Raw genomic sequence first — 26,013 nt, forward strand, 5'->3', positions numbered from 1 at the left:
ACCGATCAGCTGTATTAATCACAACAACGATTCAAGCCACGCATGGATTTACGAATCTTCTATGCAATAGCACATTTCAATAAATGTAGAAAGCAGGGAAGATACGAATCGCAATAGCCCCAACGACGTGGAATCGAGTGTCCGGAACGGGAGTTGAACCCGTACGCCTGTATATATATAGGCACTAGCACCTCAAGCTAGCGCGTCTACCATTCCGCCACCCGGACAGGTGCGTAATCGCAACGGAGATAATCATAGCATCTCAGGCGGCATCGTGCACTGGGCGATTGGGGGAGCGTGTCGTCGTTGGGGGTGCTTTTCGGCTGTGGGCTGTAGCCTAACACCATGACTGTACCCCTCTTCCTGCTGGATCCCGACCACGATGATTCCCCCCTGGCCAGCGATGAGCTCCACACTGGCTGGCGCCTGACCCTGCCCGAGCACATCCGTCGTCATGCCCTGGGCTCCATGAGGCTGAAGAACGGGGACCAGCTGGACCTTTCAGACGGAGAGGGACTGCGCATCAGCGCCCTGGTCAGGGATGCCTCGACTGGCCTGGTGGAGGTCACCGCTGTAGGGCGGCAGGCGCCTCCCGAGAATGAATTGATTCTTGTTCAAGCCCTGGCCAAGGGCGGCAGGGACGAGCAGGCCATCGACATGGCTACCCAGATAGGGGTCGATCAGGTCATGCCCTGGCAGGCTGATCGGTCCATAGCCAAATGGCGGCCTGGCCGAAACGACCGGCACTGGCATGCCGCCTTGGACGCGGCCACCGAGCAGAGCCGGAGGGCCTACCGTCCTCGACTGCTGGGCAAGGTGGACAGCCGTGGTCTGGCCGCCTGGTGCCGGAAGGCGACCGACCAGGGAAGCCTGGTCCTGGTACTGCACCAGGATGCCGACCTTGGCTGGGATGCGGTCCGCAAGCGCGTAGACAAGCTGCCGGGGAGGTCGTCGATCGCCGTGGTTGTGGGCCCAGAGGGCGGGATTGCCGATCAGGAGGTCCAGACCATGATGAGGGAGGGGGCCTTAGCGGTTCGGTTGGGGGGCAACATCCTCCGGGCTGCCCTGGCCGGACCAGTGGCCCTGACCCTACTGGCGGACATGTTGGGTCGTTGGCAGTCGGAAGTCCCTGAGCCCAGCGCATGAAGTCGCCCACAATATACAACCTCGACAATAAGATGGAAAACAGCGAAAAGATCAAAAACAGCAATGTCGGCAAAGAATAAGGAGTGGTCATGAGCGATGACGATCGGCAGGAGGACTGCATTTTCTGCAGAATCGTGGCAGGGGAGGTTCCCAGCGAAAAGGTCTATGAGGATGAGACCGTCTACGCTTTCAAGGATGCCAACCCCAAGGCAGCCGTCCATGTCCTGATCGTCCCGCGTCACCACTACGCGTCGGTGGCCGAATTGGCAAAGGCCGACCCTGACACTCTGGCCCACATCGTCCAGGTGGCTCAGCAGATCGCTGACCAGGATTTCCACGGAGCCTACCGACTGATCTTCAACACTGGGGAGGATGCCGGCCAATCGGTCTTCCATGTCCACGCCCACGTCCTGACCGGACAGGTGCTGCCCGAGTGAGGCCCATGTCCACCATCGTCATCGTGCAGGAAGGGAATTCGTGGCGGTAACTACGCGAACCCTGGAGATTCCAGAGGGGATCGACCCGGTTCAGGTGCTGGGGCCGGAGGATGCAGTCATCGACAGGATCGAGCGTGCTTTCCCGGCAGTGTCCATCCTGGTTCGGGGCAACCAGATCATGCTGCAGGCCCGGGACCGGCAGGGCGACGTTCAGGCAGCCCAGATCCGGGACCTACTGACCGAACTCATGCAGACCGCCGATCAGGTCCCTGTGGATGCCGATCAGGTGGGGCGAATACTGGATCACCGTCGTCTGGGGACCGCCGAAGCAACCGATTACTCTCGTCCAGAAGAACAGAAAATTACAGGTAGCAATACGGCAGACCAAACCTATATAAGCCGCGAACCTCAGGATCGCAATACGACAAGCAGTACTTTTGTGGATAATGCTTCTGCAGACCGCGATTATCATGAGACAGCCATTACAGCGTCGCAGGGGGACAACGTCCCGGGAGGCATTGACCAACCCCGCCAGGCAGCTCCTACTGCTCTTCGTCGCCGCCCTCTGACCCAAGCCTCCAAGGGGCCGATCAGGCCCAAGACCGCTGGCCAGTCCGCCTACGTGGCCGCCATGGAAACGCATATCATCACCTTCGGCATCGGCCCGGCCGGCACCGGCAAGACCTATCTGGCGGTGGCCAAGGCTGTTCAGGAATTCCGGGCCGGACGCATCGGGCGCATCATTCTGACCAGGCCTGCCGTGGAGGCGGGGGAGAGCCTGGGTTTCCTGCCTGGCACCCTCAATGAGAAGGTCGATCCATACCTGCGTCCCCTCTACGATGCCCTGGCTGACATGCTGGGCACTTCGCGGCTCCACCGCCTTCTGGCCGATGAGACCATTGAGGTGGCTCCGCTGGCCTACATGCGCGGACGCACTCTGAACGATGCCTTCGTCATCCTGGATGAGGCGCAGAACACCACCCGCAGGCAGATGAAGATGTTCCTGACCCGCCTGGGCTTCAACACCAAGATGGTCATCACCGGCGACGTCACCCAGGTGGATCTGGGCGGACCCGCGTCTGGCCTGGCCACCATCGAACAAGTGCTTCACGGCATCGACGATATTGCCTTCGTGCACCTGCAGGCGGCCGACGTGGTGCGCAATCGGCTGGTCGGGCAGATTGTCCGGGCCTACGACCGTGCGGATCAAGCCCGCAGGCGGGGACGGGAGCAGGCATGAGCGTAGAAGTGACCAACGAGACCCAGTGGCTGATCGACGCCAAGACCTTCTCCGACCTGGGGGTGTGGGTGCTGGACCAGATGCGGGTGAGCACCCAGTCCGACATGACCATCATCTTCAATGATCCCGAGCCCATGGCGGTGTTGCACGAGCGCTGGATGAACCTGGCCGGGCCAACCGATGTCATGAGCTTCCCCATGGACGAGCTGCGCCCCGGGGACGAGAACCATCGGCAGGAGGGCATCCTGGGCGATATCGTCATCTGTCCTTGGGTGGCGGCACAGCAGGCTCTGGCTGCCGGCCATTCCACCATGGAGGAGATGCTGCTGCTGGCCATCCACGGTACCCTGCATCTGCTGGGGTATGACCACGCCAGCAGGGAGCAGGAGGAGCAGATGTTCGGTCTGCAGCGACAACTCTTGCTGACCTTCTTGGCCCTGCGGCAGGGGCCCATTGCGGAGGCTGGTCTGCCGGCCGGGGCTACCAACGCCCTGGAGATCTATGAGCGGTACGGCCGTGATGCCCACCGGAGAGGCAAATCCCATGAGTGAGCGGACCATTGCCGCCTTGGTGGTCATGATCCTGGCCGCCATTGCTCTGGTTGTGCTCTCCCTTGCGCTGGCCGAGGCCCAGGGGGCGCTCAACCGGGTGACCCGATCCAGTCTCAACAATTTGATCCTGGGCCTGCAGACCGACCAGGAGCTCAGCCAGTTCTCCAGGATGAAGCGGATTGATCGCATTCATCGGGCCCAGAGTCTGATCTCCCAGCGGCAGGTGACGGGCAGCGCCTGTGCCTTTTTCCGCATCATCTGCGACATCATGGTCGGTGTCCTGGTGGCCTGCATGGCTGCCCTTGGCGGTCTGCCCCTCTGGGAGCAGCTGCTGTGCGGATTGGTCATGGCCGTCCTGGTGGCCGCCATCTCTGTCACCCTGGGTCCGCATGGCCGTTCCAGCCAGCCTATGGAGGCACTGCTCAAGCACGTGCGCCTGGTCGGACTGGCCGTTCTCCTGACGCCCTTCAAACGTCGGCGGCAGGCTGAAGCCCGCTCCCGCAAAAACCATCGCGGCGATCTTTCCGATGACGAGGAGCTGGAGAAGATCCAGATCGAGCAGGGTCGTGCCATGGTCGACCAGCTGGTGGAGGCCGGCGCCTTCGATCCTGAGATCTCCGAGATGTTGAAGAACGTGCTGACCCTGTCGACCACGTTGACGCGCGAGATCATGGTCCCTCGCACCGACATGATCTGCATCTCCAAGGATGCCAGCCTGGATTCGGCCCTGAAGCTTTTCTCCCGGTCGGGTTTCTCCCGCATACCCGCCATCGGGGACGACGTGGATGACCTGGTTGGCATCGTCTACTTGAAGGACGTGGTCCGCGCCCTGGCCTTCAACCACAAGGGCGACAGATCGGTCGCCTCCATCATCCGCCGGCCGGTTTTGGTGCCTGAGTCCAAGCCGGTGGACGACCTCTTCCACTACATGCAGCGCTCCCGCCACCACCTGGCCGTGGTCGTGGACGAGTACGGGGGCATCGCCGGCCTGGTCACCATTGAGGATGCCATCGAGCAGATCGTGGGCGAACTGGAGGACGAGCATGACCGGGTCCAGCATGACGAGCCCAAGCAGATCGGTCCGCACACCTGGCAGCTGCCGGTCCGCACGCCCATCGCCGACCTGGAGGAGCTCTACGAGATCACCATCGACGAGGACGACGTGGACACGGTCTATGGCCTGCTGACCAAGCTGCTGGGTTCAGTGCCAGTCTCAGGCTCATCGGCAGTGACACGCGGGATCAGGCTGACCGCAGGCGAAGCGGTCGGCCGCCGCAAGAAGATCGCCACCATCGTGGTCGAGCCAGCCAACGGATCCAGCATCGCCCTGGAGGACGGTGCTGAACAAGAAGACCAACAGGTCGACGGGGATCAACCCGAGCAGGACAGTCAGGAGAATTCATGACCAAGGAAGAACAGAGCGATGCCAAGACGCCGGTCCACCGATCGGGGTTCGTGGCAGTAGTGGGCCGACCCAATGTGGGCAAGTCCACCCTTATGAACGCCCTTGTTGGCAGGCCCATCGCCATCGCCTCCTCCCGGCCGGAGACCACCCGCAAGGCCATCCGGGGGATCATGACCCGTCCCGAGGCCCAGGTGGTTCTGGTTGACACCCCCGGCATCCATCGTCCCCGCACCCTCTTGGGCCAGCGTCTCAACGACGTGGTGGAGGCCTCCCTGTCCGATGTTGATGCCATTGCATTTCTGCTGCCTGCCGACCAGGCCATTGGCCCCGGCGATCGCCGCATTCTCAGCCGGCTGCGGTCCGATTTCGCTCGCAAGGACAAGGACGGCAAGTGGACCTGGCGAAAGCCTTTGATTGCCGTAGTGACCAAGATTGACCAGCTGAGCAAGAGTCAACTGGTGGACAAGCTCCTGGAGATTGGCGCCTTTGCCGACTTCTCCCAGATCGTTCCGGTCAGCGCCCTAGAGGCTGACAACGTGGACGAGGTGGCCCAGGTGTTGATGGATGCCATGCCCGAGGGTCCTCAACTCTACCCTGACGACCAGCTGACCGAGGAACGTCCCGAGGACATGATCGCCGAGCTGGTTCGCGGAGCCTACCTGGAGGAGCTTAACGACGAGCTACCCCACTCCCTGGCCGTCCGCGTGGAGTCTGTCGAGCCGGATCCGGAGGGCGGGCGCGACACTGTTCACATCGGCATTTATGTAGAGCGCGACTCCCAGAAGCCCATCGTCATTGGGCGGGGGGCCGAGCACCTGGTGCGGGTGAAAAAGAAGCTGCGCACCGCCGTCAACCGGATCATGGGCCGCAAGGTCCGGTTGGATCTGCATGTCAAGGTGGCCCGCAACTGGCAGACCGACCCCAAGCAGCTGGAGCGCCTGGGGTTCTGATCGTGCTCAGCGGCGGGGTGCCTGGGCGCGCTTGGCCGTGTACATCTTGGTGTTCAGCAGGTCGGCGTAGCGCTCGATGACCTTGGGCCGGATCACCTTCATGGATGGTGTCATCAGTCCGTTGTCCTGGGTGAACTCCTCGGGCAGGATGATGAACTTACGCACTGACTCGGCCCGGGAGACGCCCTCGTTGGCCCGGTCCACGTATTCCTGGACCTCTGCCCGGACCACGGCGTTCTGTGCCGCCTCCTGCAGGGACATGTTGCGATCCAGCCCCTTGGAGGCCAGCCAGGGCCGCAGGGCGGACTCGTTCAGGGTGACCAGGGCCGAGATGAAGGGGCGCTTGTCGCCCAGAACCAGGGCCTGGGAGACGATCTCGGAACGCTCGATGACCTCCTCGATGGGCCTGGGGGAGACGTTCTTGCCTCCAGCCGTGATGATCAGGTCCTTCTTGCGCCCGGTCAGGAAGAGGAATCCGTCACGGGAGAGCCGCCCCAGGTCGCCGGTGGCGTACCAGCCATCCTCGGTGAAGGATGCTCGGGTGGCCTCTTCGTTCTTGTGGTAGCGGTGGAATACGCAGACGCCCTTGATCTGTACCTCGTCGTCCGAGGCGATGCGGATGGTGAATCCCGGGAAGGGGATGCCCACTGAACCCCGGTGGTAGGGGGTGCCCAGGGGGTTGAAGGCGCAGGGTGCGGTGGTCTCGGTCAGGCCGTAGCCCTCATAGACCGGAACATTGGCGCCCCGGAAGAACCCCAGCAGCTCCGGGTCCAGGGGAGCGCCTCCGGAGACGATCCACTTGGCCCGTCCGCCCAGGACCTGGCGCAGAGAAGAGTAGACCAGCGGATCATAGAGGGCTCGCCGCAGGGCGCTGCGCTTGGTCGGCCAGCCCTTACGGGAGATGTCCTCCATGTAGGTGCGTGCCGCTCGGGCCGCCCCGTTGAAGATCCTGCCCTTGATGCCATGTCCAGCCTTCTGCGAGGCGGCGTTGTAGACCTTCTCGAAGACCCTGGGCACGCCGATGATGACAGTGGGCTTGGACTCCTGCAGGTCGGGCAGCAGGGTGGCCAGTCCGGAGGAGATGTACACGTGCATGGTCCCGTAGACGACCCCATAGCTGATGGCCCGGGCGAAGGTGTGGGCCTGGGGCAGGAAGAGCAGGATGGATCCATCCGGGTCATGGGTCAGATTGGGGATGAAAGCGTTCAGGTTCCTGGCCAGCTGGCAATAATGCTCATGGGTCATCTCCACACCCTTGGGGGCCGCTGTGGAGCCGGAGGTGTAGACGATGGAGCAGAGGTCGGTCTTGCGGATGGAGTTGATACGCTCGTCAAGTTCGGCGTCGCTGACCGACTCACCATAGGCCTGCAGCTCCTGCAGGGCCCCGGATTCCAAGCAGGCGATCCGCTCCAGGGTGGGGCATTCCTTGTCGGCCCCCTCGGCCTTGGCCCGCATCTCAGCGGTCTGTACCACCAACAGCTTGGCGTCGGAGTTGTTGACAATGAATCGAATCTGCTCGGCTGAATCGGTGTCGTAGATGGTGGCGATGACCCCGCCGATGGACAGGACCGCGGCATCCACGATGTCCCACTCATAGCTGGTCCTGCACATGAAGGCCACGGCATCGCCCTTCTTCAGCCCGTAGTGCAAGAAGCCCTTGGCGGTGGTTCTGATGTCATGCAGAATCTCGCGGCCGGTCCGGTAGGTCCAGCTGCCGTTCTCCACAAAGTGCAGGACCGGCTGGTCGGGGGTGCGACGGGCCCGGTCGGCGTAGATGTCATAGACGGTCATGTCGTCTGGCACCGGTCCCATGCCGGCGGTGGTGGCCGAGAGCAGTCCCGAGGCCGGATCCATGTGCGTGGTGGTGGCGTAGTCAGCCGACCAGAAATGCGTGTTGGGCAGGGCGAGGGCTTCCTGGGCGGCACCTGATTGATCCGCGGCATCCTCGCCGGTCGGTCCCTCCCCATGACCCACCTGGTGTGCCACAAAAGATTTGACCGATGCTAGTAACGACACGTTGTCTCCTTCAATAATCGCGGGATATGTCCAGAATAGTCGCCCACTTGGAGAAGGGTGGGCCCGGTGCTAAAGTAGGCTCGTTGCTTTGGCGAGGGAGGCTCTCATGGCCTCCGTTATCGACTCGGCTGGATCATCGGCGGCCTTTCCTTATGGGCGGTCCGGAATCCGACGCGGCGATGCGCCAGGACCGGCCCAGGTCGGTCTTGAGGAACCACTCAAGGAAGGAAGCCAACATGGCTAACACAATTAAGCTCGAGGGCGAAGTCCGCGACCAATTCGGCAAGGGGGCGGCCCGCCGCATGCGCGTGGCCCAGCAGATCCCTGCCACCATCTACGCCGGCGGTGCCCAGCCCGACTACATCAAGCTGCCCATGCGCGAGACCACTCTGGCCCTGCGCCGCGCCAACGCCCTCTTCTCCATCAGCTTCGGCGGACAGACCAAGACCGCCGTGGTCAAGGACGTGCAACGCAACCCGGTCAAGCGCCAGGTGGAGCACATCGACTTCTATGAGGTCCGCGCCGGCGAGAAGGTCACCGTGGAGGTGCCTGTCTTCGTCAGCGGCGAGACCAAGGGTGCTGCCGTGGCCCTGATCGACACCCAGAACCTGCAGGTCCGTGCCGACGTGTCCAACCTGCCCGAGCGCATCGATATCAGCGTGGAGGGCCTGTCCGAGGGCGACAAGATCCTGGCCAAGGACGTCAAGCTGCCCGAGGGCTCCGAGCTGGTCATCGACGATATGGAGGAATCCATCGTCTCCGTCGAGATCCCCAAGGAGGAGAGCCTGGAGACCCCCACCGAGGAGACCGAACAGGCCGATGCGGAAGCTGCTCCGGAGGACGACGCCCAGAGCGAGTGAGTCCAGAGGTTTGTTGTGCAAGGCCATGGGATCATCAGGATCCTGTGGCCTTTTTGCTTATGACGGTCACTATGCGAAATGTCTTGAACAGGTCAAGGCCTGCCTATGCGATAGTTCGGGTACCGGGCATCGCCATAAGCATTACACCCGAGCAACCAAATACAGTAGCAAGAAGAAGTGGTAGACAATGGCAGAGCAATCACATCACGACCCGAAGGCACTCAATGAGTTGGCGGACGCTTTCAAGGTCATTCCCAACGATCATCCCGCCTCTGACGAGGAGCGTGCCCGGCTGATTGACAAGCCCGCCTTCGGCCAGCTCTTCTCTGACAACATGGCCCACATGGGATGGACTTCGGATGACGGTTGGAAGGATCGCAGGGTTGAGCCCTATGGACCGCTCAGCCTGGATCCGGGGGCCTCGGTCCTCCACTACGCCCAGGAGGCCTTCGAGGGACTCAAGGCCTACTACCACGACGACGGCTCCATCTGGCTCTTCCGCCCCGATGCCAACGCCCAGCGCTTCTACAATTCAGCCAAGCGTCTGGCCCTGCCCCCGCTTGAGCCCAATGACTTCCTGGGTTCGGTCGCGGCCCTGGTTCGCCGTGACGCGGCCTGGGTGCCCAAGCGGCGTGAGTATACGCTCTATATGCGCCCCTATATGTTCGCCTCCGAGCCTTTCCTGGGCGTGCGCGCCCCGCATGCGGTGGACTATTGCGTCATCGCCTCGCCCTCGGGACCCTACTTCGCCGGCGGCGTCAAGCCGGTCAGCATCTGGGTGGAGGACAAGTGGTTCCGTACCGGTCCCGGCGGCACCGGCTTCGCCAAGTGCGGCGGCAACTATGCGGCCTCCCTGCTGGGCGAGAACCGCGGCGTCGAGCACGGCTGCGAGCAGGTCTGCTTCGTCGACGCGGCTACCAAGACCTATCTGGAGGAGCTGGGCGGCATGAACATGTTCACCGTCCACAAGGACGGACACCTGGAGACCCCCAGCCTGACCGGAACCATTCTGCCCGGCGTCACCCGCAACTCTCTGATCGCCCTGGCCCAGGACCACGGTCGTGACGTGGTGGAGACTATGATCCGCCTGGATACCCTGCTGGACGACATCCGCTCCGGCGAGGTCACCGAGGTGTTCGCCTGCGGAACCGCCGCCATCATCACCCCGATCGGGCGCTTCAAGTCCGAGAACTTCGACGTTCAGGTGGCCGACGGTGGCTCAGGCAAGGTCACCATGGACTTCCGTAACGAGCTCCTGGGCATCCAGCTGGGCGAGATCGAGGATCCGCATGACTGGATGTGGAAGGTCTGCTGAGCGCTGACCTCATTCCTGCCTGACAGGTCTTGCAGGGAAGGCGACTTCAGGGCGACATTTCGCCTTGGGTCGCCTTCCTTCGTTTTTGTGGCCTTGCGCACATCACCGGCCTGTTCAGCTTCGGGGTTGGCTAATCTATAGACGGACTTGAGTGCAGGACGGTTCCGGGAGGAGAAGCGCGGGATGAAGACGGCCTTGGAGGGGAACCTGATCTTCATGGTCATCGAGTACCTGGGTATCTTCAGCTGCGGGCTTTCGGGTGGTCTGGCTGCCGTACGCAAAGGGTACGACATCATCGCCATCCTGCTGGTCTCCTGGATCAGTGCCCTGGGAGGCGGGGTGGTGCGCGATGTCCTGCTGGGTCAGGTGCCGCCCAGCGGCATCACCGACAAGGGTTCGGTCATCGTCACCCTGGCCTCCGGCCTGGTGGTGGCTGTCGCCCATCCCGAAATCAGCAGGATGACCTGGTCCATGCTGGTCACTGATGCCATGGCCCTGGGATCCTTCGCGGTCAACGGGACCGCCAAAGCCCTGATGTGTGGAACCGGCGGCATGACGGCCATCTTCATGGGCATGGCTACGGCCCTGGTCGGCGGCCTGCTGCGAGACATTCTCCTCAATCAGGTACCAGCGGTCATTCAGGATCAGCATTGGTATGCGCTGCCTTCCTTGGTTGGTTGCCTGCTGACCCTGGCCTCTGTGCGCGCCCAGCAGCATGGGCTTTATCCGGCCCGCGTAGATATGATCCTGGATCTGGCCATTGTGGCCCTGGTGGTCGTCCTGCGCATCATCTCGGTGAAATTCGACATCCTGGTGCCTGGAGCCATGAACCGGCGTTCAGCCCGGCTGTCGCTCAACGACGCCCAGTTGGCCAGGGCCATCCGTCATCTGATGCGTGGCCGCTCGGACATCAGCGTCACCATCAAGCACACCGATGAGGATACCGATGAGAATCCGGATATGAAAAAGGGCCGGTGACCCAAGCGCTTGGGTCACCGGCCCTTGTGGGGCACCCGGTTCAGAGGGCGTTGACGGCGTTGGCCAGACCGGACTTGCGGTTGGCGGCCTGGTTGCGGTGGATCACACCCTTGCCGGCGGCCTTGTCCAGACGGCGGGCGGCCACCTGGAAGGCAGCCTGAGCGGCCTCCTTGTCACCGGCATCCACGGCCTTGCGCACGGAACGCACTGAGGTCTTGATTGCGCTCTTGACCTCCTTGTTGCGCAGGTGCGCCTTTTCGTTGGTGATGACCCGCTTCTTCTGCGACTTGATGTTTGCCAATGTTGCTCCAAACGATGAATGTATCTGTACAGACAACCCACCATAGTAGCACCCGACCGGGAGAAGAATCCTCCTGGAGCGGGCGCTTCGGCCCAGGGCATCGTCTAGAATCGTTAGACCAGACGTACGTGAGGAGAGCAGACCGGTGCAGGACGCCAAGAACCAACCAGGATTCACCGACCAATCGCTGATCCGCAACTTCTGCATCATCGCCCATATCGATCACGGCAAATCCACAGTGGCCGACCGGATCCTGCAGCTTAGCGGGATTGTGCCCAAGCGCGAGATGCACGATCGGTTCCTGGACAGGATGGACATCGAGCAGGAGCGCGGCATCACCATCAAGTCCCAGGCCGTTCGCCTTCCCTGGGTCAAGGACGGTGTCGAATACACCTTGGGCATGATCGACACCCCAGGCCATGTGGACTTCACCTACGAAGTCTCCCGGGCCTTGGAGGCCTGCGAGGGCGCAGTCCTGCTGGTGGATGCCACCCAGGGCATCGAGGCGCAGACCCTCTCAAACCTGTATATGGCCCTGGAGGATGACCTGACCATCATCCCCGTCCTCAATAAGATCGACCTGCCTTCGGCCGAGCCGGACAAGCACGCTGAGGAGATCGCCAACCTGATCGGCTGCTCCACGGACGAGGTGCTCCGGGTATCAGGCAAGACCGGCCAGGGGATACGTGAACTGGTGGACCGCATCGTGGACCAGGTGCCGGCCCCCAAGGGGGATCCCAAGGCTCCGGCACGGGCCCTGATCTTCGACTCGGTCTATGACTCTTACCGGGGGATCGTCACCTACATCAGGATGGTGGATGGCGAGCTCAAGGCGCGGCAGAAAATCCGCATGATGGGCCGGGCGACTGTGCATGACCCCATCGAGTTGGGTGTGATCAGTCCGGACATGACCCCCACCAAGGCCCTGGGTGCCGGGGAGGTCGGCTACGTGATCACCGGCGTCAAGGACGTCAGCCAGTCCAAGGTGGGCGACACGGTCACCACCGAGGCCAACCCGGCCAAGGAGCCCCTGCCCGGCTATCAGGATCCCCAGCCCATGGTCTATTCCGGGCTCTTTCCCATCGACAACGCCCAGTTCCCCGAGCTGCGTGACGCCTTGGACAAGCTCAAGCTCAACGATGCCGCACTGGTCTATGAGCCGGAGACCTCGGTGGCCCTGGGCTTTGGCTTCCGTTGCGGCTTCCTGGGTCTGCTGCACATGGAGATTGTCACCGAGCGCCTGAGCAGGGAGTTCGGCATGGATCTGATCGCCACTGCCCCCAACGTCACCTATCAGGTGACCATGGAGGACGGCAGCGAGCACACGGTGACCAATCCCAGCGAGTTCCCCGACGGCAAGGTCCGTCAGATTCTGGAGCCTGTGGTCAGCGCCGACATCATCACCCCCAAGGAGTTCATCGGACCGGTCATGGAGCTCTGCCAGGATCATCGCGGGCAGATGGGGACCATGGAGTATCTGAGTCCCGAGCGTGTCGAGATGCACTACAAGATGCCTCTGGCCGAGATCGTCTTCGACTTCTTCGACCAGCTGAAGAGCCGGACCAAGGGCTACGCCAGCCTGGACTACCAGCCTGACGGCACCCAGTCCGCCGACCTGGTCAAGGTGGACATCCTCATCCAGGGGGAGAAGATCGACGCCTTCTCGGCCATCGTCCACAAGGACAAGGCCTACGCCTACGGGGTGATGATGACCAAGAAGCTGCGCAAGCTGATTCCCCGCCAGCAGTTCGAGATCCCCATCCAGGCGGCCATAGGGTCTCGGATCATCGCCCGGGAGACCATCAGCGCCCTGCGCAAGGATGTGCTGGCCAAGTGCTACGGGGGCGACATCACCCGCAAGCGCAAGCTGCTGGAGAAGCAGAAGGCCGGCAAGAAGCGAATGAAGATGCTGGGTCATGTCGAGGTACCCCAGGAGGCCTTCATCGCCGCCCTGAGCACCGGCCAGGCCCAGGATCGGGACACCAAGGACAAGATCCGTGCCGCCGCCAAGAAGGAGGGCTGAACGGGTGGGATCCTACCAGGTCTACATCCATGTGCCCTTCTGCATGCGCCGCTGCGGCTACTGCGACTTCAACACCTATACGGCCCGGGATCTGGGCGGGGGAGCCAGCCGGGAGCACTACGCCGACCTGGCCATCCAGGAGATGCGCATGGTCCGCGACTGGCAGACCTCCCGAGGGCTGATAGAGCCGCCCGTGTCCACCATCTTCTTCGGCGGGGGCACCCCGACCATTCTGCCCGCCCAGGATCTGGTGCGCATGGTGGAGGCCGTGGCCGACCTCTGGGGTCTGTCCCCCGGGGCCGAGATCACCACCGAAGCCAACCCCGACACCGTGGATCGGGCCTATCTGGAGCAGCTGCTCCAAGGTGGCATCAACAGGGTCTCCTTCGGCATGCAGTCAGCGGTGCCCAGCGTCCTGGCCACTCTGGACCGCACACATACTCCGGCCAATGTGACCACTGACGTGGCCGCCGCTAAAGATTTGGGGCTCAGGGCCAGTGTGGACCTGATCTACGGAACGCCGGGGGAGCGGCTTGAGGATTGGCGGACCAGCCTCCAGGCGGCCCTGGACCTTGGCGTGGACCATGTCTCCGCCTATGCGCTGACCCTGGAGCCCACCACCAAGATGGGCCGTGCCGTGCGCCGGGGCCAGTTGCCCGCCCCCGATGACGACGACGAGGCGACCAAGTACGAGATGGCCGACGACATGCTCTCCCAGGCGGGCCTTAACTGGTACGAGATCTCCAACTGGGCCCGTCCCGGCCAGGAGAGCCGCCACAACCTGGGCTACTGGCACAACGTGGACTGGGCCGGCATCGGCCCCGGCGCCCACTCCCACTATTGTGCTCTGGAGGGTCAGGGCCCGGGCATGACACCGGTGGAAGAGGCCCGGGGGTCCGAGCCCACGCCTTCCGTCTCTCCCGGGTTCAGGGCCACAGGAACAACAGCTCAAGAGGCCGATTCCAAGGCATGCTGGTGGCTTTCGCCGGAGCCTAGCCTGGGGGAGCGGCGTGCCCGGGCCATTCGCTCCTGGGACATCGCCCATCCCAGGGACTGGGCCGCCGCCATGAATGCCGGACATGTGCCCTGGCAGGATGCCGAGCTTCTGGGATGGAGGCAGGATCTTGAGGAGACGGTCATGCTGGCCCTGCGCCTGCCGGAAGGCCTGGGACTGGACCGGCTGACCAGGCAGGCGGGTCGTCCTGCCGATCCGAAGATCCTTAAGGATCTGGTGGACCAGGGGCTCCTGCTGCCCGTGGGTGACAGAATCCAGGTGACCCGCCGGGGCCGCCTGCTCAACGATCTGGTCATCGATCAGGTCCTGGAGGCGGTAGGCATTCGTTAGACACTGCGGAACGTTACATGGATGTCACCTTTGGATGCATTATTCTGTTGATTCACCAATGACCAGGCTCTTCAAGGGTGGAGCATGCCGGCCCCGCCCCCGTCCACGAATGAGGTGATTGCAGTGTCATTCACGGCCCCTCTCGATCTGCACGTCCACGGCCCGCAAGGGCTCTATGACCCTGATACGGAACACGATGCCTGCGGTTTCGGCATGGTGGCCACCCTCAACCGACGCGACGAAAGACTGATCGTCGAGCAGGGCATCCGCGTCCTGGTCAACCTGGACCACCGAGGGGCCGTGGGAGCCGAGCCCAACACCGGTGATGGCGCCGGCATCATGCTCTCCATGCCCGACGAGTTCATGCGCACCCGCGTCTACCGGGATCTGCCTGAAGCCGGCCACTACCTGGCGGGCATGGCCTTCTTGGACAGGGACCCGGCACAGGCTGCCAGCCAGGAGGAGGCCATAGCATCGATCGCCGGCCAGGAGGGTCTGCGTGTCCTGGCCTGGCGGGCAGTGCCCACCGACCCGGACGGACTGGGTCTGCAGGCCCTGGCCTCCATGCCGCGATTCCTCATGCCCATCATGTGCGATGCCGAGCCAGATGACCGCGGGGGACTGGCGCTGGAGCGGCTGGGCTACCGGGTCCGCAAGCGGGCCGAGCACGAGCTGGGCGTCTACTTCGCCTCCCTGTCCTGCCGGACCATCACCTACAAGGGCATGCTGACCACCAAGCAGCTGCAGGGCTTCTTCCCCGACCTGAGCGATCCGGCCATGAAGGCCCGCCTGGCCATCGTCCACTCCCGCTTCTCCACCAACACCTTCCCCTCCTGGCCCCTGGCCCAGCCCTTCAGGATGATCGCCCACAACGGGGAGATCAACACCATCCAGGGCAACCGCAACTGGATGTCGGCCCGCGAGGGAAAGCTGAGCTCGGAGCTGCTGGGCGACATGGCCCCGTTGCTGCCGGTCAACACCCCAGGAGCCTCAGACTCGGGCACCTTCGACGAGACCCTGGAGCTGCTCCACCTGGCCGGCCGGTCCCTGCCGCATGCTGTCTCCATGATGATGCCTCCTGCCTGGCAGCAGGATCCGGACATGGACCCTGACCTGAAGGCCTTCTACCAGTACAACGACACCCTGATCGAGCCCTGGGACGGCCCGGCGGCCATCGTCTTCACCGACGGGACCCTGGTGGGAGCCCAGCTGGACCGTAATGGCCTGCGCCCGGGCCGTTGGCAGCTGACCGATGACGGTCACCTGGTTCTGGCCTCGGAGGCCGGCGTCCTGGAGGATACGCCCCAGGAATCCATCGTCGCCAAGGGCAGGCTGGAGCCGGGACGTATGTTCCTGGCCGACACCAAAGAGGGCCGGATCGTGCCCGACAGCGAGATCAAGCACCAGTTGGCCAGTCTGCACCCCTACAGGAAGTGGATTGCCGAACGCACCGTCCGCCTGGACGACCTGCCCGAGCGCGAGCATGTCAATTACTCGCGCATCTCGGTCCACCGCAGACAGCAGGCCTTCGGCTACACCCGGGAGGATCTGACCATGCTGCTGGGGCCCATGGCCGAAACCGGCAAGGAGCCCATCGGGTCCATGGGCAATGATGCGCCCATCGCTGTGCTCTCACGCCGGTCCCGTATGCTCTTCGACTACTTCACCCAGAAGTTCGCCCAGGTCACCAACCCGCCCCTGGACTGGGAGCGCGAGGAGCTGGTGACCAGCATCGCCTCGGCCATCGGCCCCGAGCCCAACCTTTTGGAGGACACCCCCGAGCACGCCTGGAAGATTCACATCGACCTGCCTGTGGTGGACTCCGTCCAAATGGCCCAGATCAAGCGCCTGGATCGGGCGCCGGTCCTGGAAGGCCGCTTCCGCCCCCGTCTGATCCGCGGCCTCTACCAGGTCGCCGGCGGTGGCAAGGCCCTTGAGGAGCGTCTGGAAGCCATCGAAAGAGAGGTGGATCAGGCCATCGAGGAGGGCTGCAATGTCCTTGTCCTTTCCGACCGGGATTCCAACCACATCTGGGGGCCCATACCCTCTCTGCTGCTGACCGGGGCCGTCCAGCACCACCTGCTCCGTCGGCACACCCGCACCCAGGTCTCTTTGGCGGTGGAGGCCGGCGACGTGCGCGAGGTCCACCATGTGGCCCTGCTGATCGCCTACGGCGCCGCCTGCGTCAACCCCTACCTGGCTCTGGAGTCCGTGGAGAACCTGGCCAACAGCGGCGACCTCCACGTGGATGCGAAAAAGGCCTCCGCCAACCTGGTCCGGGCCCTGAGTACCGGGGTCCTGAAAATCATGAGCAAGATGGGTGTGAGCACCATCATGTCCTACCGTGGCTCCCAGCTCTTCGAGGCCGTCGGACTGAGCCGTGAGGTCATCGATCGCTGGTTCACCGGCACCACCTCCCTGGTGGGCGGTATAGGTCTGGATGAGATCGCCGCCGAGGTGGCCCAGCGCCATCGGGTGGCCTACCCCATCGAATGGACTGCCGGCTCCGGGCATGACCTGGAGACAGGCGGCAACTACCACTGGCGGCGCACCGGCGAGGATCACCTGAACGACCCGGAGTCCATCTTCCTGCTCCAGCAGTCCACCAAGCGCGGGGACTACGAGCTTTTCAGGGCCTATACCGACCATGTGAACGCGGCGGCCAAGCAGGGTATGACCCTGCGCGGCCTTATGGAGCTGCACTCCGACAGGGCGCCCATACCGCTGGACCAGGTGGAGTCCGCCGAGTCCATCGTCACCCGCTTCTCCACCGGAGCCATGAGCTACGGATCCATCTCCCAGGAGGCCCATGAGACCATGGCCCTGGCCATGAATCGGCTGGGGGCCCGGTCCAACTCCGGCGAGGGCGGCGAGTCGCCGGACCGGATCGCAGACCCGGCTCGGACAAGCCGCATCAAGCAGGTGGCCTCGGCCCGGTTCGGGGTGACCAGCGACTATCTGGTGTCGGCCACCGACCTGCAGATCAAGCTGGCCCAGGGGGCCAAGCCGGGGGAGGGCGGCCATCTTCCGGGCGCCAAGGTCCCGCCCTGGATCGCCCAGGTCAGACGGTCCACCCCCGGGGTCGAGCTCATCTCGCCCCCGCCCCACCACGACATCTACTCCATCGAAGACCTCAAGCAGCTGATCCACGATCTGAAGATGGCCAACCCCCGAGCCAGGATCCACGTCAAGCTGGTCTCCGAGCATGGAGTCGGAACCGTGGCCGCGGGCGTGGCCAAGTGCCATGCCGATGTGGTCCTCATCTCCGGCCAGGACGGCGGCACGGGGGCGGCTCCGCTCAATGCCATCAAGCACGCGGGCACCCCCTGGGAGCTGGGCCTGGCCGAGACCCAGCAGACCCTGGTCATGAACGACCTGCGCTCACGGATCGTGGTCCAGTGCGACGGGGAGCTCAAGACCGGCCGTGACGTGGTCATAGCCGCCCTGCTGGGGGCCGAGGAGTTCGGCTTCGCCACCACAGCGCTGCAGGTGGAAGGTTGCGTCATGATGCGGGCCTGCCACAAGAACACCTGCCCCCAGGGCATAGCCACCCAGGATCCGGAGCTGCGCTCGCGCTTCACGGGTCGGCCCGAGGATCTGATCAACTTCTTCATGTTCATGGCCCGCCAGGTGCGGGAGATTCTGGCCTCTTTAGGCTTCGCCAGCCTGGAGGAGGCGGTCGGCCATGTGGAGTGCCTGCGCCGGGACCCCTCCGTGCAGACCTGGAAGAGCCAAGGCATCGACCTGGATGCCATCCTGCGCAAGCCAGGCCCCACCCCGGGCACGGTATTGCACCACACCCAGGCCCAGGACCACGAACTGGACAAGTCCCTGGATGTGGACCTGATCAATCAGGCTGTCGATGCCCTGGACGAGGGCCGGCCGGTGGCCATCAAGACAACCGTGCGCAACGTCAACCGGAGCGTGGGCACCATGCTGGGCTACAGGATTACCCGCAAATACGGAGCCGCTGGCCTGCCGCAGAACACCGTGGACATCACGCTGACAGGTTCCGCCGGTCAATCCTTGGGAGCCTTCATCCCCAGGGGCGAGACCATCCAGGTGATCGGCGAGGCCAACGACTATGCAGGCAAGGGCCTGTCCGGAGGTCGTCTGGTCCTCCGCGCCGCCCAAGGCGTTCGATTCGACCCGCACCAGACCGTCATCTGCGGCAACGTGGCTGGATTTGGTGCCACCTCGGGTGACATGTTCGTGGCTGGACGGGCCGGGGAGCGCTTTGCCGTACGCAATGGTGGCGGCCGCTTCGTGGTCGAGGGCCTGGGCGACCACGGTTGCGAGTACATGACCGGCGGACTGGTGGTCGTTCTGGGTTCCACAGGACGCAACTTCGGTGCCGGCTTCTCGGGAGGGGATGCCTACCTGCTGGACATGGATGCCTCACGGCTCAATCCTGAAGCCTGGAATGATGGCTCCCTGCTGGCCCTGGAGCCTGACCAGGACCAGGCGGCCATGCTCAAGGAACTGATAGCGGAGCATGTCCGGCTGACCGGGTCAAAGGCTGCGGCCGACCTGCTGGAGGACTGGCCAAGCGCGCTGGCCCGGTTCACCCATCTGGTTCCCCGTCGTTATCTGGCCATGAAGAAGGCCATGGAAGAGGCCGAGCGCGAGCAGGTGGACTTCAACGCGCCTGGCGTCTGGGACGCCACCTACGCCCAGGTCATGGAAGGAGCGCACTGATATGGTCGACCCCAAGGGATTCCTCAAGGTACGCACCCGGCACGAGCTCGCCGAGCGCCCGGTCGCTGAACGCCTGAAGGACTGGCGCGACGTGCACCAGACCACTGGCCCCGGGCCCTGGACCGCCGAGCAGGCCGCCCGCTGCATGGACTGCGGCACCCCCTTCTGCATGACCGGCTGCCCCCTGGGCAACCTGATCCCCGAGTTCAACGACCTGCTGTCCCGGGGTCGCTGGGAGGAGGCTTACGAGCGGCTGAGCCTGACCAACAACTTCCCGGAGTTCACCGGACGGATCTGCCCGGCTCCCTGCGAGTCCTCCTGTGTGCTCTCCATCCATCAGCCGGCCACCACCATCAAGCTGGACGAGCAGACCATCATCGACCAGGCCTGGTCCCTGGGTCTGGTCAAGCCCAGACCGCCGCAGCGGCTTACCGACATGACCGTGGCCGTGGTCGGGTCGGGTCCCGCAGGTCTGGCCTGCGCCCAGCAGCTGACCCGGGCCGGACACACGGTGGTGGTCTATGAGCGTGCCGATGCCATAGGCGGACTCCTGCGCTACGGCATCCCCGCCTTCAAGCTGGAGAAGTCCCTGCTGGACCGTCGGCTGGAGCAAATGGAGGCCGAGGGGACCCGATTCCGCACTGGCGTCGAAATCGGCCGAGACCTGGGCTGGGATCAGCTACGGGCCCGTTACGACGCCCTGGTGGTGGCCATCGGTTCCACCGAACCCCGGCGGGTGGACCTGCCCGGTCGGGATTTGCAGGGCATCCACTACGCCATGGACTTCCTGCCCGACCCAACCCGTAAATTGATGGGCCGCGAGCCCATCAACAACATCGATGCAGCCGGCAAGGACGTCATCATCATCGGTGGCGGCGACACCGGGTCCGACTGCCTGGGCACGGCCCTGCGAGAGGGCGCCAAGTCGGTCACCGTCCTGCAGATCCGGCCCAAAGAGCCCTCGTCCAGGCCCGATAACCGGCCCTGGCCGACCTACGCCCGGCTCTACAATCCCACCTCTTCCATGGAGGAGGGCGGTCACTACGAGTACGCGGTAGACAGCCTGGAATACCTGGGCGACGGCTCCGATGACCGAATCAACCTGGACCAGACCAGTGCCCCCACCGGCTTCGACCGGGACCATGAGGGACGGGTGCGCGGCGTTCGCGTGGTGGATGTCAGTCGTGACGATCAGGACCGAATCATTCCCCACCCCGACACCGAACGGGTTCTGCCTGCCGACCTGGTGCTGATCAGCATTGGTTTTGCCCATCCGGAGACGGCTACCCTGACCGGACAGACCGGCGTAGGGCTGGACGGACGCGGCAACGTGGCCCGGGATGCCGACTATGCCACCGAACGTGACGGCATCTTCGTCTGCGGTGATGCCGGACGCGGTCAGTCCCTGGTGGTCTGGGCACTGGCCGAGGGCCGTTCCTGCGCTGCGGCGGTGGACAGGTATCTGACAGGCGCCACTGAATTGCCCGCCCCCATCCGAGCCGATGAGCGCCCCATGACCCTGCCCGCGGCCGACCGGCGCCCACGCTAATATGAAAAGGTATGGTGCCGATCGAAGGGATGGAGGCAGTGGGATATGACCAACCGCGCTGAACGTAGGGCGCAGGCCAAGCGGAGCCGCCGTGGCGGCAATGATGACCGGAGGATGACGGCCAAGGGCAGGGCCGGAGTGATGGATGAACGGGCCTTGCAGGAGCGCTCCCGTCGGCTGGAGGCTGGCCAGGGCGCCGAGTGGAAGCCCACTGGGCACACCGATGACCTGGTGCAGAAGGACTCCGTGGACCCCAATGACCGCAACCCCCGTCTGCTGAGGGCTCCCAGCGGCGTGCGTCAATGGCTGCGAATCCTGGTCTGGGCCCTGATCATCTGCTCCGGCCTGGCCTTCCTGGTCTGCATGTGGCTGCCCCACGTTCCCATCTGGGCCACCATCGCCATCGCGGCGGTCTTCTGCCTGGGCGTACTGGGACTCTTCCTGGTGGGCGGCAATCGGGACAATCCCCGTCTGGACTCCTACGGAACGGCCCTGTGACCATGAGCGAAAGCGTGGCAGAACAGCAGGCCGTGCGCATGCAGCACGTGGGATTCCGCCGTCAGGGCCGGGTCATACTGGACGATGTCAACCTTGAAGTGGGCCAGGGGCAGAAGTGGGTCCTCTTCGGGCCCAACGGCGTGGGCAAATCCACTCTGGTGGCCATGATGAGCACCCGAGGCTTCCCCAGCACCGGCAGCGTGGAAATCCTTGGCAACCGGCTGGGCAAGGTGAACGTCTTCTCCTACCGGCATCGGATAGGACTGGCCTCGGCCGGCCTGGCCAAGACCATCAGCCCTCAGGAGGATCCCTACGATGTGGTGCTGACCGCCTTCAGCGACACCACCGGCCGTTGGAGGGAGACCTTCACGCCCGAGCAGGAGGAGGCCACCCTGGCCCTGATGGACCGGTTCGGCATCGCCTACCTCAAGGGCAAGCGCATGTATCGGCTCTCCGAGGGGGAGCGCGGCCGTGTGCTGATATGCCGGGCGCTGATGGCCAATCCCGACCTGCTCATCCTGGACGAGCCGACCACCGGGCTGGACCTGGGCGGCCGGGAGCTGGTGCTCAGGGCCTTGAGCGACATTGGCCGTGAAGACAAGGACCGCACGGTCATCCTGGTCACCCACCGACTTGAGGAAATCCCTCTGGGCTTCAACCGGATAGCCATGATGGGCCGGCGTCCTGCCGACACTGCAGACACCGGTGACCCGGATCCGGGCACCATCGTCTACCAGGGCCCCTTGGAGGGTGGACTGACCGGTCCGCGCCTGAGCGAGCTCTTCGGTCTGGATCTGACCGTGGTCCACCGTGACGGACGCTGGGGTGCCTTCGCCGTCTGAACGCCACTGCCTGTTGACCACGTTCTGACACGCCCGTATCAGCTCAAGGAATAGCAGATTCGTTCTCCAAGGCGCGGGTATAGACTGTGGTGGTTTGTCTGCCCGGGGACCGTGGCAGACCTGTATGCGTGAAGGATGTTGACGTGATCAAGATATGGACTCGCTACCTGCGGCCTTACTGGCTCCAGGTGGCCGTTCTGGTGCTCTTTCAGGTGGCGCAGACGGCCTTGAACCTCTACCTGCCCAACCTGCAGGCGGACATCATCGACAAGGGCGTGGCCGTAGGCGACCAGGATGCCATTTACCGGATCGGCTGGCAGATGATGGGGATCACCGCCATCCAGATCGTGGCCAACATAGTCGCCGTCTACTGCGCCACCCGGCTGGCCATGAGGATGGGATACGAGCTGCGCAGGGACCTGTTCGCCTCGGTGGAGGGCTTCAGCCTCAACGAGATCGAGCGCTTCTCGGCCGGTTCCCTGATCACCCGCACCACCAACGACGTCCAACAGATGCAGATGACCACCATGCAGACCCTGATGATCATCCTGCAGGCCCCGGTCATGCTGATCGGCGGACTGATTCTGGCCCTGCGCCAGGACGGCCCACTGACCTGGTCCCTGGCGGTCATCGTGCCCCTGATCCTCCTGGTGGCCCTGGTGCTCATGGGCAGGATGGGACCCCTGTTCACCCGCCTGCAGAACATGCTGGACTCCGTCAACCGACTGGTCCGCGAGCAGATCTCCGGCGTGCGGGTCATCCGCGCCTTTGTCCGCGAGAAGACCGAGGCCGCCCGCTTCGACAAGGCCAACCGCGACGTCTACGGCGTCCTGATTTCCACCGGCCGGCTGATGAGCATGATGGTGCCGCTCATGTGGTTCCTGCTGAACATGTCCAACGTGGCCATCATGTGGTTCGGCGGCCGCCGCATCGATTCCGGGGCCATGCAGATTGGTGCCCTGCAGGCCTTCATCCAGTACCTGATGATCATCCTGTCGGGCCTGATGATGGCCGCCATGATGTCGGTCATGCTGCCCAGGGCCGCTGTGGCCGCCCGAAGGATCAACGAGGTCCTGGAGGCCACCAGCGAGATCGCCGCACCCGAGCACCCCTACCGCAACGAGCACCCCCAGGGGCTTCTGGAGTTCAAGCATGTGGACTTCAGCTACCCGGGCGCCCAGGACCCGGTTCTTTCTGACATCTCCTTCACTGCCCGGCCGGGAACGACCACGGCCATCATCGGGGCCACGGGATCCGGCAAGTCCACCATCATCCGGCTGGCCAACCGCATGTTCGACGTCACCGACGGCCAGGTCCTGGTGGATGGGCACGACGTGCGTGAGTACGACCCCGACCAGCTGGCCCTGATCTTCGGGCCGGTCCCGCAGAAGGCCACCCTCTTCACCGGCACCATCCGTGACAACATGCAGTACGGGGACCCAGACGCTGACGACGACCGCATCTGGGAAGCCCTGCGCATCGCCCAGGCCGAGGACTTCGTCCGTGAGATCCCCGAGGGCTTGGACGCTCGCGTGGCTGAGGGCGGCACCAACTTCTCTGGCGGGCAGAAGCAGCGGCTCTGCATGGCCAGGGCCATCCTGCGCAACCCCCGCATCTACACCTTCGACGACTCTTTCTCTGCCTTGGATATGACCACCGACCGGGCCCTGCACGAGGCCCTGGTGCCGGTCACCCGCCAGGCCACCCAGATCGTGGTGGCCCAGAGGGCGGCGTCCATACGCCAGGCCGACCAGATTCTGGTCCTGGATCGAGGCCGCATCGTCGGCCGGGGTACCCACGACCAGCTTATGGAGGACTGCCCAACCTACCAGGAAATTGTCCAGTCCCAGGGCGGGCAGGGTCCCGACGTGGAAGAGCTCAGCATTGACGAGGGGAGGGCCGAGTAGATGGCTAAGAACTTGAGCGTAAATACAGACTCGCAGGCCGTGGGCGGCCGCCGTCACACCGTGGGCCGGCTGGTCCACTATCTGCTGGCCAGCCCCTGGAGGGTCATCGTCATGGTCCTCTCCGGCATGATCGCCGTGGCCATGATCGTCATCGGACCCAAGGTCATGGGCGAGGCCACCAACGTCCTCTTCGAGGGGCTGCTGGGATCCATGCTGGTCAAGATGGGCGCCAAGCCCGGCACCCCCAAGCAGGCTGTGGTCACCTACCTGCAATCCCGCGGCCAGGACAAGTTCGCCCGGATGATCGACTCCATGAACGTCCAGGTTGGCGTGGGCATCGACTGGGGACGCTTCGGCACCATCCTCATGTTCGTCATCGGCATCTACCTGATCTCCATCCTGGTCAGGCTGGTGCAGAACTTCCTGATGACCCGGTTGGTCTCCGACGCGGTCTATACCATGCGCAGGCAGATCGAGGACAAGCTGGACCGGCTGCCCCTGCAGTACTTCGACCGGACCCCGCGCGGCGAGGTCATGAGCCGGACCACCAACGACATCGACAACATCTCGGGCACCCTGCAGCAGATCCTGGGCGAGCTGCTCTTCTCGGTCTTCTCCATCATCGGCGCCTTCATCATGATGCTGACCATCTCGCCCCTGCTGACCCTGATCGCCTTCATCATCATCCCGGTCATGGCCCTGTGCGCGGGCATCATCCTCAAGAAGACCCAGCCGCAGTTCACCCGGCAGTGGATCCGCACCGGCCAGGTCAACAGCCACGTGGAGGAAATGTTCTCCGGCCACATGGTGGTCCGGGCCTTCGGCCACCAGCGCAAGGCCGAGGAAGAGTTCGAGGAGCGCAACCAGGAGCTCTACCAGGCCAGCTTCAAGGCCTCCTTCTTCTCCGCTCTGGTCACGCCCATGTCAACCTTCTTCGGCAACCTGAGCTTCGTGATCGTGGTCATCATCGGCGGCGTACACGTGCTCAACGGCAGCATGAGCCTGGGCGGTCTGCAGGCCTTCACCCAGTACACCCGTCAGGCCTCCCAGCCCATCGGTCAGCTGGCCTCCATGGGCACCATGCTCCAGTCCTCCCTGGCCTCCTGCCGCAGGGTCTTCGACTTCCTGGACGAGGCCGAAGAGGTCCCGGACATCGAGCATCCCGACCATCTGGGTCAGGAGACCGGAGGCAAGGTCGAGGGCCATGTCCGCTTCGACCACGTCCGCTTCTCCTACGATCCGGCCGAGCCGCTGATCAAGGACCTGTCCATCGAGGCCAAGCCCGGGCAGACCATCGCCATCGTCGGGCCCACCGGGGCGGGCAAGACCACCCTGGTCAACCTGCTCATGCGCTTCTACGAGATCCAGGGCGGACGCATCACCATCGACGGCGTGGACACCTCCAGGGTGACCCGTCACGACCTGCGCAGCCACTTCGGCATGGTCCTGCAGGACACCTGGCTCTTTGACGGGACCGTCCGCGACAACCTGCTCTACGGGCTGGACGAGGGGCAGACCATCCCCGAGCAGACCATGATCGATGGCGCCAAGGCCACCCACGTGGACGAGTTCATCCGCAAGCTGCCCCAGGGCTACGATACCGTCCTCAATGAGGACAGCAGCGAACTCAGCCAGGGCGAACGCCAGCTGATGACCATCTGCCGGGCCTTCCTGTCCGACCCAGACATCCTGATCCTGGACGAGGCCACATCCTCGGTGGATACCAGGACCGAGCTGCTGGTTCAGCAGGCCATGAACACCCTGCGCAAGGGCAGGACCTCCTTCGTCATCGCCCACAGGCTGTCCACCATCCGTGATGCCGACCTGATCCTGGTGGTCAACCACGGCTCGGTAGTCGAACAGGGCACCCACGACCAGCTGTTGGAGCGCGGCGGGGCCTATGCCTCCCTCTACAACTCCCAGTTCACCAAGGGCGAGGAGGGCTGAGGAGG

Annotated in this window: 19 protein-coding genes and 1 tRNA gene; 17 read left to right on the forward strand and 3 right to left on the reverse strand. The window is 63.9% G+C overall.

Going from position 1 to position 26,013, the window contains the following annotated elements; all coding sequences use genetic code 11:
* Positions 1-138: 138 nt before the first annotated feature.
* Positions 139-227, reverse strand: a tRNA-Leu gene (locus P273_RS0108145).
* A 118-nt stretch (positions 228-345) separates the two neighbouring features.
* Here P273_RS0108145 and P273_RS0108150 point away from each other — a divergent pair.
* The 6 genes from P273_RS0108150 to era all read left to right on the forward strand — a co-directional run bounded on the left by P273_RS0108150 (position 346) and on the right by era (position 5,729).
* Complete coding sequence (locus P273_RS0108150; protein ID WP_024627959.1) at positions 346-1,146, forward strand: 16S rRNA (uracil(1498)-N(3))-methyltransferase; 801 nt, start codon at positions 346-348, stop codon at positions 1,144-1,146.
* 89 nt (positions 1,147-1,235) lie between these two features.
* Entirely contained in the window at positions 1,236-1,583 is a 348-nt protein-coding gene (locus P273_RS0108155; protein ID WP_024627960.1) for a histidine triad nucleotide-binding protein, read from the forward strand.
* A 40-nt stretch (positions 1,584-1,623) separates the two neighbouring features.
* Entirely contained in the window at positions 1,624-2,823 is a 1,200-nt protein-coding gene (locus P273_RS0108160; RefSeq protein ID WP_024627961.1) for a PhoH family protein, read from the forward strand.
* A complete protein-coding gene (ybeY, locus tag P273_RS0108165) occupies positions 2,820-3,374 on the forward strand; it encodes an rRNA maturation RNase YbeY (RefSeq protein ID WP_024627962.1) in 555 nt (184 codons plus the stop codon). The genes P273_RS0108160 and ybeY overlap by 4 nt, the downstream gene beginning before the upstream one ends.
* Complete coding sequence (locus P273_RS0108170; protein ID WP_024627963.1) at positions 3,367-4,779, forward strand: hemolysin family protein; 1,413 nt, start codon at positions 3,367-3,369, stop codon at positions 4,777-4,779. Before ybeY ends, P273_RS0108170 begins: the two co-directional genes overlap by 8 nt.
* On the forward strand, positions 4,776-5,729 hold the full coding sequence (era, locus tag P273_RS0108175) for a GTPase Era (RefSeq protein WP_024627964.1): 954 nt from the start codon (positions 4,776-4,778) through the stop codon (positions 5,727-5,729). Before P273_RS0108170 ends, era begins: the two co-directional genes overlap by 4 nt.
* A 6-nt stretch (positions 5,730-5,735) precedes the next feature.
* Here the strand turns inward: era and P273_RS0108180 are convergent, their stop codons facing one another.
* Positions 5,736-7,703, reverse strand: a complete 1,968-nt coding sequence (locus P273_RS0108180; protein ID WP_229133286.1) for a long-chain fatty acid--CoA ligase — start codon at positions 7,701-7,703, stop codon at positions 5,736-5,738.
* 278 nt (positions 7,704-7,981) lie between these two features.
* Here P273_RS0108180 and P273_RS0108185 point away from each other — a divergent pair, with 278 nt between their 5' ends.
* From P273_RS0108185 to P273_RS0108195, 3 genes are all read left to right on the forward strand, one after another.
* Positions 7,982-8,605, forward strand: coding sequence for a 50S ribosomal protein L25/general stress protein Ctc (locus P273_RS0108185; RefSeq protein WP_024627966.1), 624 nt, complete (start codon positions 7,982-7,984; stop codon positions 8,603-8,605).
* 187 nt (positions 8,606-8,792) lie between these two features.
* Positions 8,793-9,920 (forward strand): branched-chain amino acid aminotransferase, encoded by a 1,128-nt coding sequence (locus tag P273_RS0108190; protein WP_024627967.1) that lies wholly within the window; start codon positions 8,793-8,795, stop codon positions 9,918-9,920.
* 183 nt (positions 9,921-10,103) lie between these two features.
* Positions 10,104-10,898 (forward strand): trimeric intracellular cation channel family protein, encoded by a 795-nt coding sequence (locus tag P273_RS0108195; RefSeq protein WP_024627968.1) that lies wholly within the window; start codon positions 10,104-10,106, stop codon positions 10,896-10,898.
* Between the two features lie 40 nt (positions 10,899-10,938).
* On the opposite strand, the gene rpsT is transcribed toward P273_RS0108195, so the two are convergent.
* The gene (rpsT, locus tag P273_RS0108200; protein WP_024627969.1) at positions 10,939-11,199 is read right to left on the reverse strand and encodes a 30S ribosomal protein S20; all 261 of its coding nucleotides are present in this window, start codon (positions 11,197-11,199) and stop codon (positions 10,939-10,941) included.
* 145 nt (positions 11,200-11,344) lie between these two features.
* Here rpsT and lepA point away from each other — a divergent pair, with 145 nt between their 5' ends.
* The 8 genes from lepA to P273_RS0108240 all read left to right on the forward strand — a co-directional run bounded on the left by lepA (position 11,345) and on the right by P273_RS0108240 (position 26,008).
* The gene (lepA, locus tag P273_RS0108205; protein ID WP_024627970.1) at positions 11,345-13,222 is read left to right on the forward strand and encodes a translation elongation factor 4; all 1,878 of its coding nucleotides are present in this window, start codon (positions 11,345-11,347) and stop codon (positions 13,220-13,222) included.
* A gap of 4 nt (positions 13,223-13,226) precedes the next feature.
* On the forward strand, positions 13,227-14,567 hold the full coding sequence (hemW, locus tag P273_RS0108210) for a radical SAM family heme chaperone HemW (protein ID WP_024627971.1): 1,341 nt from the start codon (positions 13,227-13,229) through the stop codon (positions 14,565-14,567).
* Positions 14,568-14,690: 123 nt separating this feature from the next.
* Positions 14,691-19,265, forward strand: a complete 4,575-nt coding sequence (gene gltB / locus P273_RS0108215; protein ID WP_024627972.1) for a glutamate synthase large subunit — start codon at positions 14,691-14,693, stop codon at positions 19,263-19,265.
* Between the two features lies 1 nt (position 19,266).
* Positions 19,267-20,814 (forward strand): glutamate synthase subunit beta, encoded by a 1,548-nt coding sequence (locus tag P273_RS0108220; protein ID WP_024627973.1) that lies wholly within the window; start codon positions 19,267-19,269, stop codon positions 20,812-20,814.
* 45 nt (positions 20,815-20,859) lie between these two features.
* Positions 20,860-21,312 (forward strand): hypothetical protein, encoded by a 453-nt coding sequence (locus P273_RS0108225; protein ID WP_024627974.1) that lies wholly within the window; start codon positions 20,860-20,862, stop codon positions 21,310-21,312.
* Between the two features lie 2 nt (positions 21,313-21,314).
* Positions 21,315-22,154 carry an ABC transporter ATP-binding protein gene (locus P273_RS0108230; RefSeq protein ID WP_024627975.1) on the forward strand — a complete coding sequence of 280 codons (840 nt, stop codon included), beginning with the start codon at positions 21,315-21,317 and terminating at the stop codon, positions 22,152-22,154.
* Between the two features lie 143 nt (positions 22,155-22,297).
* A complete protein-coding gene (locus P273_RS0108235; protein ID WP_024627976.1) occupies positions 22,298-24,061 on the forward strand; it encodes an ABC transporter ATP-binding protein in 1,764 nt (587 codons plus the stop codon).
* Entirely contained in the window at positions 24,062-26,008 is a 1,947-nt protein-coding gene (locus tag P273_RS0108240) for an ABC transporter ATP-binding protein (protein ID WP_024627977.1), read from the forward strand.
* Positions 26,009-26,013 lie beyond the last annotated feature (5 nt).

It is taken from the genome of Bifidobacterium sp. A11 (genome assembly GCF_000499185.1).
Classification (GTDB): Bacteria; Actinomycetota; Actinomycetes; order Actinomycetales; family Bifidobacteriaceae; genus Bombiscardovia; species Bombiscardovia mizhiensis.

Excerpts from the sequence above, each read along its gene's own strand:
- P273_RS0108150 (WP_024627959.1), top strand. The coding sequence starts at position 346 with ATGACTGTACCCCTCTTCCTGCTGGATCCCGACCACGATGATTCCCCC.
- P273_RS0108155 (WP_024627960.1), top strand. The coding sequence starts at position 1,236 with ATGAGCGATGACGATCGGCAGGAGGACTGCATTTTCTGCAGAATCGTG.
- ybeY (WP_024627962.1), top strand. The coding sequence starts at position 2,820 with ATGAGCGTAGAAGTGACCAACGAGACCCAGTGGCTGATCGACGCCAAG.
- P273_RS0108170 (WP_024627963.1), top strand. The coding sequence starts at position 3,367 with ATGAGTGAGCGGACCATTGCCGCCTTGGTGGTCATGATCCTGGCCGCC.
- era (WP_024627964.1), top strand. The coding sequence starts at position 4,776 with ATGACCAAGGAAGAACAGAGCGATGCCAAGACGCCGGTCCACCGATCG.
- P273_RS0108185 (WP_024627966.1), top strand. The coding sequence starts at position 7,982 with ATGGCTAACACAATTAAGCTCGAGGGCGAAGTCCGCGACCAATTCGGC.
- P273_RS0108190 (WP_024627967.1), top strand. The coding sequence starts at position 8,793 with ATGGCAGAGCAATCACATCACGACCCGAAGGCACTCAATGAGTTGGCG.
- P273_RS0108195 (WP_024627968.1), top strand. The coding sequence starts at position 10,104 with ATGAAGACGGCCTTGGAGGGGAACCTGATCTTCATGGTCATCGAGTAC.
- P273_RS0108220 (WP_024627973.1), top strand. The coding sequence starts at position 19,267 with ATGGTCGACCCCAAGGGATTCCTCAAGGTACGCACCCGGCACGAGCTC.
- P273_RS0108225 (WP_024627974.1), top strand. The coding sequence starts at position 20,860 with ATGACCAACCGCGCTGAACGTAGGGCGCAGGCCAAGCGGAGCCGCCGT.
- P273_RS0108230 (WP_024627975.1), top strand. The coding sequence starts at position 21,315 with ATGAGCGAAAGCGTGGCAGAACAGCAGGCCGTGCGCATGCAGCACGTG.
- P273_RS0108240 (WP_024627977.1), top strand. The coding sequence starts at position 24,062 with ATGGCTAAGAACTTGAGCGTAAATACAGACTCGCAGGCCGTGGGCGGC.